Source organism: Acetobacterium wieringae (assembly GCF_001766835.1).
In the GTDB taxonomy this organism is placed as follows: Bacteria; Bacillota; Clostridia; order Eubacteriales; family Eubacteriaceae; genus Acetobacterium; species Acetobacterium wieringae.
In genome coordinates this window covers 133,498-152,228 of the sequence record NZ_LKEU01000033.1, presented here as the reverse complement: position 1 = coordinate 152,228, position 18,731 = coordinate 133,498, and the positions used below count along the sequence as shown (strand labels likewise).

The 18,731-nt window shown below is 43.7% G+C and carries 18 protein-coding genes and 2 riboswitches; all 18 genes read left to right on the top strand.

What is annotated here, in order from left to right:
- Nucleotides 1-6 precede the first annotated feature (6 nt).
- The 18 genes from ACWI_RS11870 to ACWI_RS11785 all read left to right on the top strand — a co-directional run bounded on the left by ACWI_RS11870 (nucleotide 7) and on the right by ACWI_RS11785 (nucleotide 18,652).
- Nucleotides 7-1,689: a GspE/PulE family protein gene (locus tag ACWI_RS11870; protein ID WP_070371652.1), complete on the top strand. Its 1,683-nt coding sequence runs from the start codon at nucleotides 7-9 to the stop codon at nucleotides 1,687-1,689.
- Nucleotides 1,690-1,703: 14 nt separating this feature from the next.
- Nucleotides 1,704-2,756, top strand: coding sequence for a type IV pilus twitching motility protein PilT (locus ACWI_RS11865; RefSeq protein ID WP_070371651.1), 1,053 nt, complete (start codon nucleotides 1,704-1,706; stop codon nucleotides 2,754-2,756).
- A gap of 506 nt (nucleotides 2,757-3,262) precedes the next feature.
- Nucleotides 3,263-3,365: riboswitch (cyclic di-GMP riboswitch) on the top strand.
- 94 nt (nucleotides 3,366-3,459) lie between these two features.
- Complete coding sequence (locus ACWI_RS11860) at nucleotides 3,460-4,101, top strand: prepilin-type N-terminal cleavage/methylation domain-containing protein (protein WP_070371650.1); 642 nt, start codon at nucleotides 3,460-3,462, stop codon at nucleotides 4,099-4,101.
- Nucleotides 4,102-4,290: 189 nt separating this feature from the next.
- Complete coding sequence (locus tag ACWI_RS11855) at nucleotides 4,291-4,884, top strand: prepilin-type N-terminal cleavage/methylation domain-containing protein (protein ID WP_070371649.1); 594 nt, start codon at nucleotides 4,291-4,293, stop codon at nucleotides 4,882-4,884.
- A 160-nt stretch (nucleotides 4,885-5,044) separates the two neighbouring features.
- On the top strand, nucleotides 5,045-5,608 hold the full coding sequence (locus tag ACWI_RS11850) for a type II secretion system protein (RefSeq protein ID WP_084633670.1): 564 nt from the start codon (nucleotides 5,045-5,047) through the stop codon (nucleotides 5,606-5,608).
- Between the two features lie 63 nt (nucleotides 5,609-5,671).
- Nucleotides 5,672-6,367 (top strand): prepilin-type N-terminal cleavage/methylation domain-containing protein, encoded by a 696-nt coding sequence (locus tag ACWI_RS11845; protein WP_070371647.1) that lies wholly within the window; start codon nucleotides 5,672-5,674, stop codon nucleotides 6,365-6,367.
- Between the two features lie 136 nt (nucleotides 6,368-6,503).
- Nucleotides 6,504-6,603: riboswitch (cyclic di-GMP riboswitch) on the top strand.
- Between the two features lie 173 nt (nucleotides 6,604-6,776).
- On the top strand, nucleotides 6,777-7,274 hold the full coding sequence (locus tag ACWI_RS11840; protein ID WP_070371646.1) for a type II secretion system protein: 498 nt from the start codon (nucleotides 6,777-6,779) through the stop codon (nucleotides 7,272-7,274).
- 326 nt (nucleotides 7,275-7,600) lie between these two features.
- Nucleotides 7,601-8,002, top strand: a complete 402-nt coding sequence (locus ACWI_RS11835; protein WP_070371645.1) for a hypothetical protein — start codon at nucleotides 7,601-7,603, stop codon at nucleotides 8,000-8,002.
- A 40-nt stretch (nucleotides 8,003-8,042) separates the two neighbouring features.
- Nucleotides 8,043-8,807 (top strand): prepilin peptidase, encoded by a 765-nt coding sequence (locus ACWI_RS11830; protein ID WP_070371644.1) that lies wholly within the window; start codon nucleotides 8,043-8,045, stop codon nucleotides 8,805-8,807.
- 32 nt (nucleotides 8,808-8,839) lie between these two features.
- A complete protein-coding gene (locus tag ACWI_RS11825) occupies nucleotides 8,840-10,024 on the top strand; it encodes a type II secretion system F family protein (RefSeq protein ID WP_070371643.1) in 1,185 nt (394 codons plus the stop codon).
- 11 nt (nucleotides 10,025-10,035) lie between these two features.
- A complete protein-coding gene (gene pilM, locus ACWI_RS11820) occupies nucleotides 10,036-11,544 on the top strand; it encodes a type IV pilus biogenesis protein PilM (protein WP_070371642.1) in 1,509 nt (502 codons plus the stop codon).
- On the top strand, nucleotides 11,541-12,308 hold the full coding sequence (locus ACWI_RS19050; RefSeq protein WP_070371641.1) for a hypothetical protein: 768 nt from the start codon (nucleotides 11,541-11,543) through the stop codon (nucleotides 12,306-12,308). Before pilM ends, ACWI_RS19050 begins: the two co-directional genes overlap by 4 nt.
- Before the next feature lie 110 nt (nucleotides 12,309-12,418).
- Nucleotides 12,419-14,854: a hypothetical protein gene (locus tag ACWI_RS11810; protein ID WP_070371640.1), complete on the top strand. Its 2,436-nt coding sequence runs from the start codon at nucleotides 12,419-12,421 to the stop codon at nucleotides 14,852-14,854.
- Nucleotides 14,855-14,864: 10 nt separating this feature from the next.
- Nucleotides 14,865-15,326, top strand: coding sequence for a prepilin-type N-terminal cleavage/methylation domain-containing protein (locus ACWI_RS11805; protein ID WP_139142365.1), 462 nt, complete (start codon nucleotides 14,865-14,867; stop codon nucleotides 15,324-15,326).
- The gene (locus ACWI_RS11800; protein ID WP_070371638.1) at nucleotides 15,323-15,844 is read left to right on the top strand and encodes a prepilin-type N-terminal cleavage/methylation domain-containing protein; all 522 of its coding nucleotides are present in this window, start codon (nucleotides 15,323-15,325) and stop codon (nucleotides 15,842-15,844) included. The genes ACWI_RS11805 and ACWI_RS11800 overlap by 4 nt, the downstream gene beginning before the upstream one ends.
- 54 nt (nucleotides 15,845-15,898) lie before the next feature.
- Entirely contained in the window at nucleotides 15,899-16,702 is an 804-nt protein-coding gene (locus ACWI_RS11795) for a prepilin-type N-terminal cleavage/methylation domain-containing protein (protein ID WP_070371637.1), read from the top strand.
- 176 nt (nucleotides 16,703-16,878) lie between these two features.
- Nucleotides 16,879-18,054, top strand: coding sequence for an AAA family ATPase (locus ACWI_RS11790; RefSeq protein WP_070371636.1), 1,176 nt, complete (start codon nucleotides 16,879-16,881; stop codon nucleotides 18,052-18,054).
- 166 nt (nucleotides 18,055-18,220) lie between these two features.
- Nucleotides 18,221-18,652, top strand: a complete 432-nt coding sequence (locus tag ACWI_RS11785) for an arsenic metallochaperone ArsD family protein (protein WP_070371635.1) — start codon at nucleotides 18,221-18,223, stop codon at nucleotides 18,650-18,652.
- Nucleotides 18,653-18,731: the final 79 nt, after the last annotated feature.

Below are 18,731 nucleotides of genomic sequence, written 5' to 3'. Positions count from 1 at the left end.
AAGATAATGGAAACTAAGAACATTCGTATTGGTGATATATTAATTAACGCCGGCTTTATCCGGGAAGAACAGCTTCAGGAAGCCCTGGCCTATCAGAAAATCGACAAAAGCAAGCGGCTGGGAGCAATCCTGGTTGAGTATGGTTATGTTACCGAGGACCAACTGCTGACGGCTCTGTCCAAACGGTTGAATGTGCTGGTGTTGAACTTGCAGGATACCCCCATCGATCTGGAAGCTGCCGCAAAAATCCCCCAGAATATTGCCTTTAAATATACCCTGATTCCCATTGGCGAAGAAAACAACCACCTGGTGGTGGCGATGAATGACCCCCTCGATTTTTATGCCATTGAGGATCTGCGGCTGATTACCAATATGAACATCGATGTGGTGCTGGCCACCCGGGAAGTGATTCTCGAGACCATCCGCAAAAGCTATACCGAAATTGAAGCCAAAAAAGCCGCCAAAGCCGCTAATAAAACCGTCGAGGGCAGCAGTTTGTCTTTTGTTGAGGATATCCTCACCAATGAAGGGGACGCCCCGATTGTCAATCTGGTCAATTCGGTGCTGCTAAAAGGCCATAACGCCGGGGCCAGTGATATTCATATCGAGCCCTTTGAAAAAGAGACCATTATCCGGTTGCGGATCGATGGTCTGATTGTTGACTACCTGACCCTGGCCAATAACCTTCACCAGTCCCTGATTGCCCGGATCAAGATCCTTTCCAATTTGGATATTGCCGAGCGTCGGGTGCCCCAGGATGGGCACTTCCGGATCCGTATTGATGGGGTTGAGATGAATGTCCGCAGCTCCAGTATTCCTACCGTCTACGGCGAAAAAATGGTGATGCGGTTTTTGAGTATGAACGTCCCCCTGGATCATGCCGGTCAATTCGGGATGAACGATGGGGATTATCAGAAAATCCTCCAGATGCTGCAAAGCCCCCATGGGGTGGTCTATATTACCGGCCCCACCGGTAGTGGCAAAACCACCACCCTTTATATGATTTTGGAAATGCTCAGTCAGCGAAATGTCAATATTGCCACCATCGAAGATCCGGTGGAACGGAATCTGCCCAAGATCAATCAGACCCAGGTCAATATTCTGGCCGGGCTGACCTTTGATGTGGGACTCCGCTCAATCCTGCGGCAGGATCCCGACATCATCATGGTCGGCGAAACCCGGGACACCGAAACCGCCTCGATTGCCGTCCGTTCGGCCATTACCGGTCATCTGGTGCTGTCCACCCTCCATACCAACGACGCCGTGTCGGCGGTAGTCCGGCTCCAGGACATGGGCGTCGAACCCTATCTGGTGGCCAACTCCCTGACCGGGGTGGTGGCCCAACGACTGGTCAAGAAAATCTGTCCCAACTGCCGGGAAGCCTACGTCGCCTCAGAGATTGAAAAAGAACTGCTGGGGGAACCCCGGCTGACCACCCTGTACCGGGGTCGGGGCTGCCATATCTGCAACAATACCGGCTACAAGGGCCGAACCGCCATCCATGAAATTCTGGCGATTGATAAAACCATCCGCAATCTGATTTCCCGAAAAGAACCGATTGAGGATATTTATAACTATGTGGAACAAACCGGGAAGCTGATTCCGCTGCGTAAAAGCGTTGCCAATCTGACCATTTCGGGGATCACCTCGATGGAAGAATTTCTTAAATTATCATACTATGTGGAATAGGGAGGAGCCTGAGAATGCGCTTTTTAGATCTGGTCAACTATGGCCGCCGCAACGATTGTTCAGACATTCATTTATCCCGGGAACTACCTCCGGTTTTTCGCAAAAACGGTCGGCTCTATCAGAGTGATTTTGAGCACAACCCGCAGATTATTGAACAGCTGATTTTTAGCATCCTGACCCCGGCGGAGCGCAAAAAGCTGGAAGATGGAAGTGACCTGGATTTTTGCCATGTTACCCCGGAAGGGCTGCGGCAGCGGGTCAATATCTATAAACAGCAGGGCAGCTATGCCGCCGCTATCCGCCTCCTTAACGATACCATCCCCAGCTTTGAGGAACTCAAGCTGCCACCGATTATCCGCAAGCTGGCATCGGAGCCCCGGGGGCTGATTCTGATTACTGGGCCCACTGGCAGCGGGAAATCCACCACTCTGGCCTCGATGATTGACTACATCAATGTCAACCGGGCGGTCCATATCTTAACCATTGAAGACCCGGTGGAGTATAAGCATACACACAAGCACAGCATTGTTCATCAGCGGGAAATCGGCGTCGACGCCAGCTCCTTTGCCGCCGCTTTGCGCTCGTCCCTGCGGGAAGACCCGGATGTTATTCTGGTGGGGGAAATGCGGGACTACGAAACGGTATCGGCCGCCGTCACCGCAGCCGAAACCGGCCATCTGGTGCTGTCGACCCTGCATACCATCGGCGCTGCCAATACCATCGACCGGATCATTGACGTCTTCCCCCCCCACAGCCAGCAGCAGATCCGCACCCAGCTGTCCAGCATTTTAAAGGGGGTCGTCACCCAGCAGCTGGTGCCCCTGGCCGATGGCTCTGGTCGGATGGCCGCTCTGGAGGTGCTGATTGGGACTGATGCGGTGCTGAACTTGATCCGTGAAAATAAAACCCACCAGCTGGCCTCGGTGATGCAAACCGGTGGCCGCGATGGGATGAAAACCCTCAATGCCGATTTGGCGATGCTGGTCCGCGACCAGAAAATAAGCTACGAAGTCGGCCTGGAGTGGGCCAGTGACAAGCAGGAGTTTAATCAGTATTTTGGGCGGTAGCCTGTTATTAAAATAACGTCAATTATAATTTGTAGGGGCGGTTCGTAACCGCCCGGACGCAGTGGATTATTATAAACGAACGCCAAAACCATCACAATCCAATCGATATTTTATTGCGGCAATTTCGAATTTTCGGCAACACTGACTGGTCAGTCCGGCAGCGATGCGCCAGCTGTTTCGGAAGGGGTGAAGGGGTTGACCCCCGGAAATTCGCTAATGATATTATAAAAATTTTTTCGAATTTCTGCCATAATAGGAACAACCCCTTCCATCCCTTCCGATGGCTCTAATAAGCCAAACAACCCCTTCCGATATTTTTGTAAATTTGAAGATATTCACGAAAAAAGCACTGATCACACGTGTGAGCGGCCCCCATGCCGCTGAAGAACGAGAGACCTGTTCACAAACTGAGCAATTGAGAAGGGACGGCCCCAAAAATCACCTCCGGCCATTAAAAATTTATAAAAAGATTAGCTTGACTTTTAATTGAAAAAGAATTACCCTAAGAGAGCGAAGAGCAAATCAGATGAAAGTCTGTGACGCAAAGCTTTAGGGTCTACGTTATGGTGGCGGTTTATACGCCAGATAATAGGACAGCCAGCTGCCACACATTGGGGTGGCTTTTTTTGTGCAAAAAATTTGAATGTCTGTATATGACATCAGGATAAACAAGCCATAATTATTATCGAAATGAGGGAGATTAATGAAGTGGTTTAAACAACAGATCGGTGGGAAAAAAGGATTTACCCTGGTGGAAATTATTGTGGTGCTGGTGGTGCTGGCGATTCTGGCGGCTTTTATTATTCCTACCATGCTGGGCTTTGTGGCGGATGCCAAAGGTAAAGCCTATATTGCCGAGGCCCGGGAAGTCTATGTGGCGGCTCAGGCCGTGGCGACGGAATATATTACGACGACAGATATTACTGATACGAACGTTGTGACAGGTGCGGCAAGTGCTCACGGCAACTCATCTTGGGGAACTGGACTGGCAGTAAGTGTTAGCTCATTTGAAGTACAATATCGACAAACGCATTTTCTTACTTCTCAAAGTCCTGAATATAACACACCGCAAATTAATGCAAGTCATCAAATGTATGCTTTTATAAGTAAAGATTTACCTATCGCTAATATCTCTAGTATACAGCCACTTTCTAGTTCTGGGTTTTCTGTTCCTAAACCTACGAATAATCAAGCAGCTTGGATTGTAACCGTTGGAGGAGTATCAGATACATATAGAGGAAATTCTGATTCAACAAGAACCGGGAAAATTACAAAAGTAGTTTATTTTAGAAATGGCTATAAGGTTACAATAGAAGGCAACAATAGCACTGTGGAAAGGTATTAATACCGATAGAATTGATGGACTTATTGTGATAGGAAATGTGAGTAGGTATCTGTTGATAGTATTAAGCCAGACTATTTAAAGAATAACTAGCGTTAAGTATGGAGATGTAATATTGCTTATTTTGTGCTTTTATTTTTATGAAATAATATCAAGCCAAACACTAAGATGCTTATAGAAATGGGGACATTGATGGAGTTAATTAAAAAAAATAGCGGGAAAAAAGGCTTTACCCTGGTGGAGATTATTGTGGTGCTGGTGGTGCTGGCCATTCTGGCGGCTTTTATTATTCCGACCATGCTGGGGTTTGTGGCGGATGCCAAAGGAAAGGCCTATATTGCCGAAGCCCGGGAAGTCTATGTGGCGGCTCAGGCGGTGGCGACGGAATACAGCGGGCTACTTCAGATGACAGATTCGGATCCTTATGAATGGTATGGATTAACAAATTGTTTAGGTTCAACAAAAATTGCTACTCGTAGAGACTATGATCTTAAGGATCCTAAGACGGATCCTGTGATTATAAGAGATTATTATACGCCAAGAGTTCAGTCTAGTTTGCAGATGTACAGATATCTGGGAAATGATATTACGATTTCAAAATTAGATCCTATGAATGCTGCTAACATAACCAAACTTTCAGCGGGTGAGTCGGCCTGGACAGTAACGGTTGGTACTGATCCTGATAGACATGATACTAAGACTGCAAAAGTGACAAAGGTGGTTTATTATAAAAATCATTATAAAGTGACTATTGAAGAAAATAGCGCAACGGTTGAGAAGTATTGACAATTAAGTCGAGAAAGCTAAGAGAGTCAAAGCAACATTTGTTAGCGATTTGTAAAGTTGATCGGGTTTATTTTGATCAGTATTTATTTTTTATTGGATTGATACTATTAAAAATGACTTAAAGGATAGGGGGTGACGTAGAGAGGTGATCAAAAAAAGAATGAAATGGGAACAAGGCTTTACCCTGGTAGAAATCATTGTGGTACTGGTAATTTTGGCCATCCTGGCGGCTTTTACCATCCCCACCATGCTGGGCGTTGTGGCGGATGCCAAAGCAAAAGCCTATATTGCCGAAGCCAGAGAAGTTTATGTAGCAGCCCAGGCCGTGGCGACGGAAATGGTGGGTTCGGGACGAAGCGATTTGAAAACGACCAGTACGAACAACCCCTATGATGCTTTGAATTCTTATTGGGTATCTCGTTGCGATGAAAGTGGAAGCCATAGCTTTGAGAATCCGGCCAGTATGCAAATGAAAAAGTATCTGGAAAAAGATATGTTAAAGATTACGAAGAATAGTTACCGCCAAAACTATGGCAAAGATGAATCCTACTGGTATGTGAGAATGGGCGGATCTAAAGGATATGAGAATAAAGAACCGGGCACTGTGCAGGAAGTTTATTATGTCAAGAATGACTATGTTGTCTGGTTCAAAGAAGGCAATGTAACGGTTGAAAAGTTAAAGATTAATGGAGATGATCGACCCGATGTTCCTTGGAGTGAATAGCGCTTTTGTTAGATTTAGAGTATAAATAGTTGATGTTTTTAATAATAGTAGTCAGAAGGAGTGTTGGGGGATGTTAAAAAAAGCGTAATTAAAGAAGAACAAGGTTTTACCCTGGTAGAAATTATCGTGGTATTGGTGGTTCTGGCAATTTTGGCAGCCTTTACTATCCCAACAATGTTGGGGTTTGTCGCAGATGCCAAAGGTAAAGCCTATATTGCCGAAGCAAGAGAAGTCTATGTAGCGGCTCAGGCGACAGTAACTGAATATAGCGGAACGACAAACATGACGGATGGGAATAATAATCAAGGTGTCGGTGGTAGAGATGCATGGTCGAATGGATTGGGGGTTAGTGTAAGCTCAGGAGAAGTTCAATATCGTCATTTACATTATAAAGACACAAATCAATATCCAGAGAATAACACAGCGCAAATTGAATGCAGTCATCAAATGTATCGATATCTAAGTGCGGATTTGCCATTTGTGAGCACATCAGATACTTCGATCTCTTTAATTAATTTACTTTTACATCCAAATGATAAGCCAACTGGCCATCGGGCAGCATGGATTGTAACGGTAGGTCCGGGACCGGATAAGATAAATGGTAATGGAAATAGCAATGCCTTAACGAGAACCGGAAAAGTTACAAAAGTAGTCTATCTGCGGGATGGTTATCAAGTAACCATTGAAGGTGATAATGTAACTATCGAAAAATATCAAATACCAACTGGCAATGAGAACAATGAATTTGGGCATTATTGATTAAGGACTGTATTAAAAATCAGCTTGGCGTCAATATTCTTTGTCGCTAAAATACAAAAGAAACTTGTAACATTCTTGTAAAGTTTTAACTTGACTTTTAATCGGCTTTAAAATATGATTAAATTACAAACAGATAAAACAGTAAAGGCAAAACGGATGAAAATCCGGGACGCAAAGCTAAAGGGTCTAAGTCAGATGATAATCAATGCATCATGATATGACAGCCAGTTGCCACACGGTACCGTGTGGCTTTTTTTGACAAAAAAAGCCAGTACAATTCATTATTAAGATGAAATAATGGGTATTAAGATAAAATTAGAATGTTTTAATAATGACTTTCGTTTATAAATCATCTTTAGGCGCAGATGATCATATAGAGCAAAAAAATAAAAAATAAGGAGTGACGCAAATGGAATTAATTAACAGAATGCGTAAAAACAGAAAAGGGTTTACCCTGGTAGAAATTATTGTAGTATTGGTGATCCTGGCGATTTTGGCAGCGTTTACCATTCCAACAATGTTGGGATTTGTCAATGATGCACGAGGCAAAGCCTTGATAACAGAGGCAAGAGAAGTAAAGCTGGCAGCACAGGCAACTGCTACTGAATATGTTGGTAAAGGTACTGCAGTTACGGCGGATGAATTAGGATCTGCAGCATTGGTTATGCCAGCTTCTGGTGCTACCGACTCAGCGACTTCTGCAACGAAACAAATGAGAATATACTTAACTAAGGATATCACACCATTAGCTACTAACCCGGCAACTACGTCGCCCTCTAATGGTTCATTCTGGACAATTCAACTGGGAACGTCGACGAATGGAGCGCAAGTAACGGGAATTACTTATGTTAAAGATGGATACACTGTGACGCTTAATACATCAGGTTCCACGGTGGTTAAGAACTAATTAAACAACAATATACATGAATCAAAACTTACCCTATGCGCCATAGGGTGACTTCTCCCTATCCAAGGCGCAAACCCGTCATTGGGTTTGCGCAGGATAGGGTATTTTTTATTTTAAGATAACCAGAATTACAGCATTGCAGTCAGGCAGTGGGCGATCCAGCCGGGCAACGATCGTTGCTTATTTAGATCTGTGGTTATGATCAAATAAATTTAAGTTCAATAATTTAAGTCAATCCAATCAATTTTATGATAGAATGATTCCGCTTGCATTTTAGTACGGAAGATAGTCTGTTACAATCGGTTAATCATTTTGAGAGGTAATCCTTGCGTCCAATTAAAGACTATGAGTTTGCGTCCGCAGACCCTGAGCCAATCGGGTTTAGCCGGGGGTTTGTGCTGACGGTGGTGCTGATCCTCCTGGTGGTCATGCTGATTATTGCCGGCCTGGTCACCATTTTTCGTCAAACTACCAACGCTGCCAATGCCAAGCTGGTCTACCTGGCCGCCCGGGCCCGGGCCATTGAATTTCAGGCCGGGGGTCATTATCGGGTACCGGTTCAAGCCGATCTGATTGATCTGATTGGCGCCGAAATCAGTCAGGAGGCCAAGATCCAGGTGGTTGACGAAAACCGGGATGCCACCATTGATTATATTATCTATAGCCGGAATGGTTGGGCAACCCGGTATTCTCCGGGTGAGACCAGTGCCGTCAAGCTAAACGAATAAAACGACCTTTTGAGTGGTCATTTCCAGGGAAGGGCTTGATATGCTTGTATTTGTTAATAGTATCCTTTATTTATATATCTTTGTCATCGGTATTGTGGTGGGCAGTTTTCTCAATGTCGTCATCTATCGGGTGCCCCAGGAAATATCGGTAGCCAAAGGCCGTTCATTTTGTCCCCATTGCCAGGCACTGATCAAGGGGTATCATAATATTCCAGTCTTTAGTTATCTGTGGCTGCGGGGCAAATGTGCCGACTGTGGTGGGCCCATCGCCCTCCGCTATCCCCTGGTTGAACTGTTTACCGGGCTGCTGGCAGTATTGATTTTTGCAGTCTATGGGTTTTCCTTTCAGTGGCTGGTGGTTTTTGTGGCCGGGGCGATTTTAATCTGCATCACGATGATTGATTTTGATACGATGACGATTCCCAACGGTCTGGTCATCGCCCTGATGGTTCCGGCTCTGGCCAGCTTTTTCATTTTCCCTGAAGTCGGACTGCTGTCCCGAGTGATTGGCATCGTTGTGATCAGCCTGCCGATGCTGGTGCTGACGCTGTTTGTTCCCGATGCTTTTGGTGGCGGTGACATTAAACTGATGGCCGTGGCTGGCTTTATGCTGGGCTGGGGCAACGCCCTGCTGGCAGCCTTTATCGGCATTTTGCTGGGTGGTGCGGTGGCAGTGGTATTGCTGGTAAAAAAAACAGCGGATAAACATATGGCCTTTGGCCCCTATTTGTGCATCGGGATCATGACAGCATTATTGTTTGGTGATATAATAATACCATGGTATCTTAGCCTGTTTGGGCTATGATCACTTAAGTTAAAGTCAATTACGGAGGCCCTATGCCGGTTTATAAATACACAGCTAAAAATTTACAGTCTCAGCTCATCAAGGGCACCATGGAGGCCACCTCTCCGGAGCTGGTGCGGCGCACCCTGCGTCAGAATAATGAATTTGCACTGCATATTCAGGAGATTCAGGAGCACCATCAGGTCTATAAACTGAAACCCATGGAAATATCGGACTTCTCCCGGCAGATTGCCAGTATGCTGGGCTCGGGGATTACCATGATCCGGGCCATCAAGATTATGGAAGAGCGGGATATTAAACCGGCGATCAAAAAGGTTTATGGGATCCTCTATCAGGAAATTCAGCGGGGAAATACCCTGTCCTATGCCATGGAAGCAACCGGTGGCTCGTTTCCGGAGCTTTTGATCAATATGTATAAATCCGGCGAGGCCAGTGGTCAGATGGAGGGCACCGCCCGGAAAATGGCCGATCATTATGAGAAGGAGCACAAGCTCCGGGGCAAAATCAAAAGTGCCATGACCTACCCGATCATTCTCTTTGTGATTACGATAATGGTGGTAGTATTGATCTTTACCCTGATTTTACCGCAGTTTTTTACTCTCTTTGAGGGCATTGAATTGCCGGCGATCACTCAGCTGATGATTAATATCAGTAACTCCATGACGACCTACTGGTATATCTATCTGATTGGACTATTGGTTTTCATTGTCCTGGGGGGCTTTTTAGTCACTGTTCCCCAGATCAAAAAAGCGCTGGATCAGTTTAAACTAAAAATTCCCAAGATTGGCAAGCTAATGAAGATTATTTATACGGCCCGTTTTGCGAGAACCTTGAGCTCTCTTTATTCCAGCGGTCTGGCGATGATTAACGCCCTGACCATCAGCGGCGCCACTATCGGCAACAGCTATTTACAGTCCCAGTTTCCCCAGGCCATTGAACAGGTGCGCAACGGTGAGCCACTGTCGGCTTCAATCCAGACCATTGAGGGCTTTGATGCCAAGCTGGTGTCGACCATTTATATCGGCGAAGAGTCCGGGAACCTGGATGACATGCTGGAATCCGTGGCGGATTCGTTTGACTATGAGGCCGAAATGGCGACCACCCGGCTGGTCACCTTTATTGAGCCGATAATGATTATTATTATGGCCTCAATTGTCGGCGCCATCATTTTATCGGTCATGCTTCCAATTATGACCTTGTACCAAAATATCGGATAGGAAGGCTTTATATGCAGACACTGGTCTATTTTTCAAACGATGGCATTCAGGTCCTCCAGGGGACAATTAAAAAGGGCCGTCTTAATATATTCAATTATAAAACCCTGCCAGTGGAGGCCGGTGGGCTGATTAATGGGGTTATCACCAATGAAGAGGTGGTGAAAGAAACCATTACCGCAGCACTAAAAGAAAATCCGCGTTTGTTTAAAAATATGAAACTGGTTATCGATAGCAGCCTGATTGCCACTAAAAATGTTGAGGTGCCCAAGCTCAAACCAAAGGAACTGGCTGCCGTAGCGACCACCGAGTTTGAAGATACGGCCGGTAATTATGATGAGCTGGTGGTGGATTATACCCGGATTCCTGGTGTGTCAGGAAATAATCTGTTTTGCTGCGGGGTTGAAAAGCGGGTGCTGGATTCCTATGTCACCATGTTTGCCAGCCTGAAGATACAGATTAAGAGCATTGATGTCGGTCTCAACAGCCTGATTCAATATGTGACGGCCACTAAAGACTTTAAAAAAATGACCTTTGCCCTCAATATTCTCGACGGGAAAAACCTGGTTTCGCTCCTCTTTGAAAATGGTATTTATATTTTTTCCAACCGGTCGCGGTTACTTTCGGAGCGGGGCACCGATGCCTTTGCCGATGAACTCTCCGGGAAGCTGTCATCCCTGATTCAGTTTAACAAATCCCAGAAATCAGAACATACCCTGAATATGAGCCTTTATGCCGGGTTGGATGAGTTTGAACTGAGCAGGCTCCGGGAGTTGAATTTCGATCCCGAGCTCAATCTGTTTATTATTCCCCAGACCCCGAACATAAAGAGTGGCTTTGTGATCGATGAATCCTTTGATTTTGGGTCTTTTATCTATCCCATTGCCGGATTTTTTGACGGCCTAAAGCCCCTTAATCTGTTTACGGCGTTCAAAAAAAGCAATGTGAAAAAAAAGGAGTTACCCTTTGAATACAAGGCCTTAATCCTTCCGGCGGCCATGATCCTGATCAGCCTGGTTGTATTTGGGGTCTTCTTTGGCTTGAAATACAGTGCCCAGAAAAGTTTGGAAGCATCCAATGCCTATATCAGCGATGCCAACAATCAGGCGGAGTATCTGCAGGCTACGGAACTGGCAGAGGAGGTTAGTGGGATTCAGTCAGAAATTTCAAATGTGGAAGCCATCACTGCGGCAATCAGCAGTAACCCCAATCTGGGGGCTCAGACCATGACTACCCTTTCAACCATGGGCAATGGAGTGATTGCCTTGAGTTCTCTGGATTACGATGGCAGCACCGGGGCAATCCAGATTGTGGCCATCGCCAATAACGAAAAGGAAGCGGCCCGCTATATTGAGCGATTAAAAAGCACTGGCTATTTTACCGAGGTGGAATATACAGGCTATGCGGAAATCTCATCACAGACAAGTACAACCACCCCGACAACGACGACATCAACGACATCAACGTCCAGTGGATTCGGGTTTGTGGCGGTTGCCTATCTGAAGGCAGGTGGTAGCCAATGAAAAAGTTGACGCAAAGAGAAAAGCTGCTCATCTATATTTTGGGCTGCTTTCTGATTGGTTTTTTCAGTCTCTATTTTGTAATGTTACCAAGCTATAGCAGTTATCAGGTGGTTCGTGATCAGGCGACGGAGGCCCGCTTTACTCAGGAGTCGATGGTGATGGCTATTGATAGTATTCCATCCACCATGCAGGCCCGGGATGACGCCACCACCAATCTAGCCAGTCTAAAGGGGCCGTTCCAGCCGAAGCTGACCAATGAGGGATTGGATAAGTTGTTGACTCAATTATGTCTGGACTATAGTTTATCACCCAAGGTTTTGGCGATCGAAAGTAATGCGTTGGCTGGGGTGGAGACATTTACCGCCTACATACCAGACCAACAGGCGTCGGCATCAGTGGGCACAGAAAGTACAACAACCGATTCAATATCAACAGAAGATATAACCGCTGCTGCAAAAGAGGTGGTTAATAGTAGTAACGAAACAACTGAAACAACAAGCTCTGAAAGTACGGATTCGGAAGCCAGTGGGGATGGAGCTGAAACCTGGACCGGGGTGGTGAGTATGGAGCTCGCCGGCACGCAAACAAACTTTTATCGCTTGCTGGATGCCGTAGCTGCCCGGCCGGATATGGTGATTACAGCGTTTGCCATTGCCCCGGAAGCGACAACAACGGCGGGAACAACAGCCACCACAGTGCCACAATTAAATGGCGGTAATATTAGTATTAGCGTAACATTTACGGTATATATGATGGAAAAGTAAACAGTCATTAAAAGCAGGTATTGTTGATGGTAATAAGATCGGCTGGCACAATGTCAGTAACACAAAGGCTTTTTGAAATATAAACCATATGAATTGGGTGGAGGGCTACCGTGAGTATTAGAATCATTGAAAAACTAAAGAATCAACAAGGCAGTTCATTGGCGTTTGTTCTGATTATCGGTATGATTATTATGATCATGGTGGCCTCGCTGCTGGCCGTGGCCAACAGTGATTTTACCTTTACCCAGGAAACAGTGGAAAGCCGTCAGGCCTATATTGATGCCAAGTCGGTGATTGAGTATGGGAAGATTGAGATTAATGAGCGGATGAAGTGGTTGGAAATAGAGAACACCAATTTGAAAAACTTGTATTTGGAACTTGAAAGAGCCGATGCGAGAAGTGTCGCCTCGATTCAAGCACAGATTAATAACAAAATAGCTGAAATTGAAGCATATATGAAAGCGCCATATTATATTGGTGGTGACGAAAAAAACATCGCCGGGACATTAAAAGAGATAACGGGTGAAAGTGATGCGGTTGGAATTTTAAATGTGACGCCTGAAGTTGTTTCGGCTCAAACTGCTTCATCGAACAAAGAACTAAAATATATATTTAAAATTACAACCCATAAACTAAGACGAAAGCTTGATTATGAAGTAAGCATGAATTATCAAGCGGCAAGTGTCAGCGAAATGACGGGGAGCATTCCTACAATACCTGGTGATGCAAGTGCTGACTGGTTGGATACAAAAATTGACTTGGAGAAGAACAATAAATGTATTATTCAAAAAAATGGAGTTGATCAAACTGGCAAATTTGATTGTAACTACGTGAATAATGCACTCACGGTATCTGCACCAGGATTAAGTTTGGATGTTGGCAGGGATAAAAAAAATCCAAATGATAAGAGTGTTAAGTTTAATTGGATTCAGGAGAATACTCTAAATCTTACTGCAAAAGATATATGTTTTACTGCACCGTTTCAAACAGTTGATAAGAATGTTTGGAAGGCTATATTCAATGTAAAAGCAACTAACGAACTCAGGTTTAAAAAGGACTATGTTCAGAACAACATGGAAAATTGCACAAATACGTTTGAAGCTGAAAATATGATTTTTGAAGGGGACTTAGTAATAAAGGATAACTCACATCTTATCATTAAGTGTAAAAATCTCTGGATCAATGGAGATATAAAGATAAATGATCCAAGTGGAACTCAGTCATCACTTACGATAGAGGCTGAAAATATCATTGTCGGAAACTATAATAACAACACGGGTGGAAACATTATACTAAGAGATAAATCAATAATTAACTGGGATTGCACAGGAAGCATTTTAATACGAGGTAATGTTAATTTGTTGACCAATGTTGCACAGGATGGCGGGAAAGATTACGGAAATACCTTCAAAGCAAAAAACATTTCAATTGGGTCCGAGGAAAACAAGAGCACAGTAACTTTACAGAATAACACAAAAGTTACATGGGATTGCGAAAACTTTTGGTTGCATGGAAATCTCACCGCTATAAATTCCCGCCCAATAATAGAATTTAAAAACATTAAATATTTAAAAGCGGGGGATCTTAAACTGGCAGACCAAACAGAGCTTTCGGTAATCGGTGCAACAGGTGCAAATGCCAATCAGAATCAGATGATTGTCGGAAGAATAGAACCAATACCTGTTGCGGTAGGAGAGAATAATAAGCATAATCTTTCCTTCTTAAATTTGTATTCATTAACCTGTGACAGTTTGATATTAAATGATAACTCACAACTTCAAATCCAATCGAATATTATAAAAATTATCGGAACCAATGGAAATCAGGTGGGGATCAATGCCAGTGTGGAGAAACAACCGGCTGAATTAAAAGCGGATGCTAATGCGTCGAATTTTGCTCTGGATTTTATAAAAAGTGCAGAAATTACGACAGAGTATTTTGACGTTTCGGGAAAAACGTATCTGGAACGAACGATTGGAAACCTTGAAATCAAGCCAATATCAGGAAAATTATTAAACGTGCGTTTTGCTAATGGCTATCGTCAGGTGCTGTCAAAAGTTAAGATAAATAACGCAGATTTGTTGGTTTTTGGCGGGGTAGTGAATATAACTGGTGATAATATTGATAGTTTATGTCAGATTGAGGCAAATGCAAAGCGGATTTATTTTGACAGTGATTTGATTAAATTCCAGGAACAGAACGATGGCAATGTCAGGTATTTTGCTGTAGGTGATATAAAAACGAGGGTAAGTGTAAAAACAGCCATACAGAAATGGGGTTGGAGCAAGGTTGACAATCAGGATGTCTTCGTGAACAAAGGGAGTCTATTGTCAGCGAATAATTATATTGCAACAGTATCTTCTGATATCATACCAAACAATTTGAGCGTTGAAGCAATTTCACCGCCAGCTTGGGTAACCTTGAATGTTTCGTTGCCAACGCCGAGTGAGCCTAAAGGCGTAGGTGGGGCGGGCGGTTCTGGAGGAGGAACAACAGGAGATGTAACAAATGGGAAAATCACAACGGGTACCGAAAAATACTATTAAGGAGGGCATCATGAAAAAGATATTAAAAAACAATGCTGGTGTTACTTTAATAGAAACCGTCGCTGCAACTGCTATTATTGCCATCATTCTCGTTACCATCCTTGGAGCCCTTCTATACGGTCAAAAGATGATAGTATTCAGTGATTCAAAAAATAATCAGGCAGCCCAGGCCCAGGATTTGATTGATTCAATTATGAGCCAGTTGTCTGAGGATAAAAATCCGTCCAGTTTATCAACGGGGGATGCAATAAAAAGGGATAGTTTTGCAGATCCCAAAACAATAACGAACCTTTCAGCTGGACAAGATCCTAGAAAGCAATATATGATTCAGGAAGGGACAGTCAGAAAAAGTGTCAACGGCAGTGCGGTAGACTATGTTGTTTATACGGTTATGGTGCGTATATATTATAATAACGATGAATCGTACATTGAATTAAAAGCCTTTGCTAAAAAGGGTGGTGTATGGGCATGAAAAAGCTAAATTTCTTCAGATCAAAAAAAGGTTTTACCCTCATTGAAGTGATTGCGGCGTTGATCATCACCAGCATTCTAATGGTTGCGGTGATTTCTGTTTTTCTCATGTCCCAAAAAATATATACCCGAGGAGGAGATATTTCCTATAAACAGAAAAGTATCACCAATATTGAAACTGATCTCCAAAATGCCCTGGCAACGGCAACAAGCTTCACTGTGGATACCATTCAGCCGACATCCACTACAGTTTACGGGATTGGTTTTAACAGCCAGGGTAATTGTGTGGAGGTGATTAACGGTGTTGCCTATCAAACCGACCAGATCACCGCACTTAGCTTTAATGTCAGCAATGGCAATACCATGAATTACGAAATTGTCCCAAAGCACGAGATGTCGGTTTTAAAAGGTGGCATCGTCATGAATAATATTAAAAGCGCAACCCTGAACACTCAACTTAATGGGGACGATAAGAAAGGGTATCTGGTTATTACACTGGTTAATAAGGGTGATTTTTAATGCCACGAGGCCTGAATTATGCATAGTCAAAGCAATACAAAAAAGAGGTGCGTGATGAATAAAAAAGGGTTTACCTTAACCGAAATGATTGTTGTTTTGGTGATTCTGGCGGTTCTAGCAGCTTTTGCCATCCCGACGATGCTCGGCTTTGTTAGCTATTCGCAGGTATCCTTGTGTGATACCCAGCGTATGGATATTGTCCGACTTTTTGAAACCCAAGCCCGGATGACGCCAGGTTTGGATATCAATACTTTTGCGAAAGAAAATTATGGTAACGAAGCACATTTATGTCCCGGCGGTGGGGTCTATTACGGGTATTCTTATTATGAGAGCGAGAACCAGGCAGTGGGGATCATGTACTGCTCAGAACACACAACGGTTGCGGATGGCAGACTTTATCTTGATACACGGGTGCTTTTAGATAAGATCAAAGCGATGACGCCTGACCAAAAACGAGCGTACTTGGGTATCACAGATAATAACTTTTCGAATGATACGTATCGGGCGAAAATTCTGGCTGAAAATGGTGGCGAATGGAAATTGATACCGCAGTCGGTATTGGATAAAACTGCCTATCAAAAAAAATCGGCGGACTTGAGAATTCAACCCTACTTTTTTGGAACGGAATGGGATCAATCGATTATTTATGCGAATACAGCCAAAGATACAAGTGATTCGAACAAATGGGCGACCAACCTGGTTTTTAATCATGAAAATGGGAAGTGGTATGAATATATTGTAAAGCATCCTTCGAATGACAGTCGGGAAAGTTTTAGCATGACGAGCCTCAACAATTCGACCTGGACAGATTTTAAAGCGCAGCTTAATGATACAACAAAGTGGCAAGTGGTTGATTAGTGATCGGCCGAGATCGTGTCTGCCACTAACTTACAAACTTATGATCATCATTGACAACCGGAGTACCTTATTGCCATCGGGTTTGGGACTTGATTGAAAAAATTGATGATGCCAGAGATATCTGCTATAATAAAACCGTATGAAATAGAGAAAATGAATGCAGTGAGGCTGATTAAATGAAAATCGAATCCATAAAAATCAAAAACTACAAAGTATTACGAGACGTTGAAATCAAGGAGATCCCCAGCATGGCGGTTTTTCTCGGGGTGAATGGTTCGGGTAAATCAACCTTGTTTGATGTATTTGGTTTTCTAAATGATGCCTTGATGACGAATATCAGAGCAGCACTGGCGAAACGCGGCGGTTTTTATGAGGTGATTTCCCGGGGCGAAAAGGGTGATATCGAATTTGAAATAAAGTTTCGACCTTCGGCAGAGGAACCACTAATTACCTATGAACTCGTTGTGAGTTTGGATGAAAAAAAGAACCCGATCATAAAAAAAGAGGTGCTGCGGTTCAGACGCGGTCAAGTGGGTTCCCCTTGGAAAGTTCTGGATTTTGCTTATGGCGAAGGAACAGCAGCAGTAGGCGAATTAAATACTTATGATGATGTTAAAAATGCCAGCCGAAAAGAACAAAAACTGGATTCCCCAGATATCTTGGCGATCAAGGGATTGGGACAGTTTAAGGAATTTGTGGCAGTATCGCAGTTGCGACGTTTGATTGAGGATTGGTATGTATCGGATTTTCAAATTGAGGATGCACGGATACCCCGGGATGCTGGTTACAGTGAACAATTATCAAGAACGGGAGACAATCTGGCGCTTGTAGCGAAATATTTGTATGAAAACTATTATAGCGTTTTTGAGAACATTCTGGAAACAATGAAAGCGAGAATACCGGGAATCACAAACGTAGAGGCTCAGGAAACAACGGATGGGCGAATTGTTTTACGCTTTCAGGATGGGAATTTCAAAGATCCATTTATTTCCCGTTACATGTCTGATGGAACGATTAAGATGTTCACCTATTTAATTCTTTTGAATGATCCATCACATCATGCGCTGTTATGCGTCGAGGAACCGGAAAACCAACTTTACCCACAACTCTTGAGTGAACTGGCTGAGGAGTTCAGATTGTATTCTGTCAATGAAGGTCAGGTTTTTATATCCACCCACTCACCGGATTTCTTAGATGCAGTTGAACTTGATGAACTTTATTGTCTGGTTAAAAATAATGGCTTCACGGAGATAAAAAAGGCATCAAACAATGATTTGATCAAGTCATTGTTTGAAAGAGGCGATCTTCTTGGTGATTTATGGCGTCAAGGCTTGCTGGAGAAAGTCATATGATGTTGGTGTTTTTACTGGAAGAAAAATCGATGAATTTATGGATATAGAAAGAAATATCTCTCCAAGTTTCAGGTGTTTTGTGAATGGCATTAGACAGATCTTAAACAGTTGAAGAACGAAGAATAGATTTAAAATTTCTTGCAAAGCATAAAATTAAGGAGGAAACATGAAAAAAGTAGAATTTTACGAACCAGCTGGCTGTGCCAGCGGCATTTGTGACCCGATGATCGAGGCCGATCTGCTTCGTATTGAGCATATGGTAAAGGATTTAAGAGAACGGGGTGTTTCGGTAACCCGCTATAATGTGATGGATGATATGCCGTCCTTTATGGAAAGCTTTATTGTCAAAGAAGCCATTGCCACCAAGGGGATTGAGTGTTTGCCATTGACCATTGTTGATGGAAAAATCGAAATGATGGGAAAATACCCCACTGATTTTGCTCTGGCAAAATGGGCGGGATTGCCCTGGAGCGATCTTGAAATTTATGCGGAACGGGAAAAGCGGGGAAAAACTGTGTTTTTGGGCTTTGGTGAGGAAGTGAAAGGGAACGACTGCGATGATAGCGATTGTAGCGGCGATTGTGATAGTTGTGGCTGATTGGTAAAATAATTCGTAAAAAAAAATGAAATGCGAGAGCATTTCTTTTTTTTGCCAAAAATTACCACAAGAATTTATT

What these genes read in the sequence shown, in the direction of transcription:
- ACWI_RS11860 (WP_070371650.1), top strand. Translation starts at nt 3,460, where the DNA reads ATGAAGTGGTTTAAACAACAGATCGGTGGGAAAAAAGGATTTACCCTG.
- ACWI_RS11790 (WP_070371636.1), top strand. Translation starts at nt 16,879, where the DNA reads ATGAAAATCGAATCCATAAAAATCAAAAACTACAAAGTATTACGAGAC.
- ACWI_RS11825 (WP_070371643.1), top strand. Translation starts at nt 8,840, where the DNA reads ATGCCGGTTTATAAATACACAGCTAAAAATTTACAGTCTCAGCTCATC.
- ACWI_RS11805 (WP_139142365.1), top strand. Translation starts at nt 14,865, where the DNA reads ATGAAAAAGATATTAAAAAACAATGCTGGTGTTACTTTAATAGAAACC.
- ACWI_RS11785 (WP_070371635.1), top strand. Translation starts at nt 18,221, where the DNA reads ATGAAAAAAGTAGAATTTTACGAACCAGCTGGCTGTGCCAGCGGCATT.
- ACWI_RS19050 (WP_070371641.1), top strand. Translation starts at nt 11,541, where the DNA reads ATGAAAAAGTTGACGCAAAGAGAAAAGCTGCTCATCTATATTTTGGGC.
- ACWI_RS11850 (WP_084633670.1), top strand. Translation starts at nt 5,045, where the DNA reads ATGAAATGGGAACAAGGCTTTACCCTGGTAGAAATCATTGTGGTACTG.
- ACWI_RS11855 (WP_070371649.1), top strand. Translation starts at nt 4,291, where the DNA reads ATGGAGTTAATTAAAAAAAATAGCGGGAAAAAAGGCTTTACCCTGGTG.
- ACWI_RS11865 (WP_070371651.1), top strand. Translation starts at nt 1,704, where the DNA reads ATGCGCTTTTTAGATCTGGTCAACTATGGCCGCCGCAACGATTGTTCA.
- pilM (WP_070371642.1), top strand. Translation starts at nt 10,036, where the DNA reads ATGCAGACACTGGTCTATTTTTCAAACGATGGCATTCAGGTCCTCCAG.
- ACWI_RS11840 (WP_070371646.1), top strand. Translation starts at nt 6,777, where the DNA reads ATGGAATTAATTAACAGAATGCGTAAAAACAGAAAAGGGTTTACCCTG.
- ACWI_RS11800 (WP_070371638.1), top strand. Translation starts at nt 15,323, where the DNA reads ATGAAAAAGCTAAATTTCTTCAGATCAAAAAAAGGTTTTACCCTCATT.
- ACWI_RS11830 (WP_070371644.1), top strand. Translation starts at nt 8,043, where the DNA reads ATGCTTGTATTTGTTAATAGTATCCTTTATTTATATATCTTTGTCATC.
- ACWI_RS11870 (WP_070371652.1), top strand. Translation starts at nt 7, where the DNA reads ATGGAAACTAAGAACATTCGTATTGGTGATATATTAATTAACGCCGGC.
- ACWI_RS11795 (WP_070371637.1), top strand. Translation starts at nt 15,899, where the DNA reads ATGAATAAAAAAGGGTTTACCTTAACCGAAATGATTGTTGTTTTGGTG.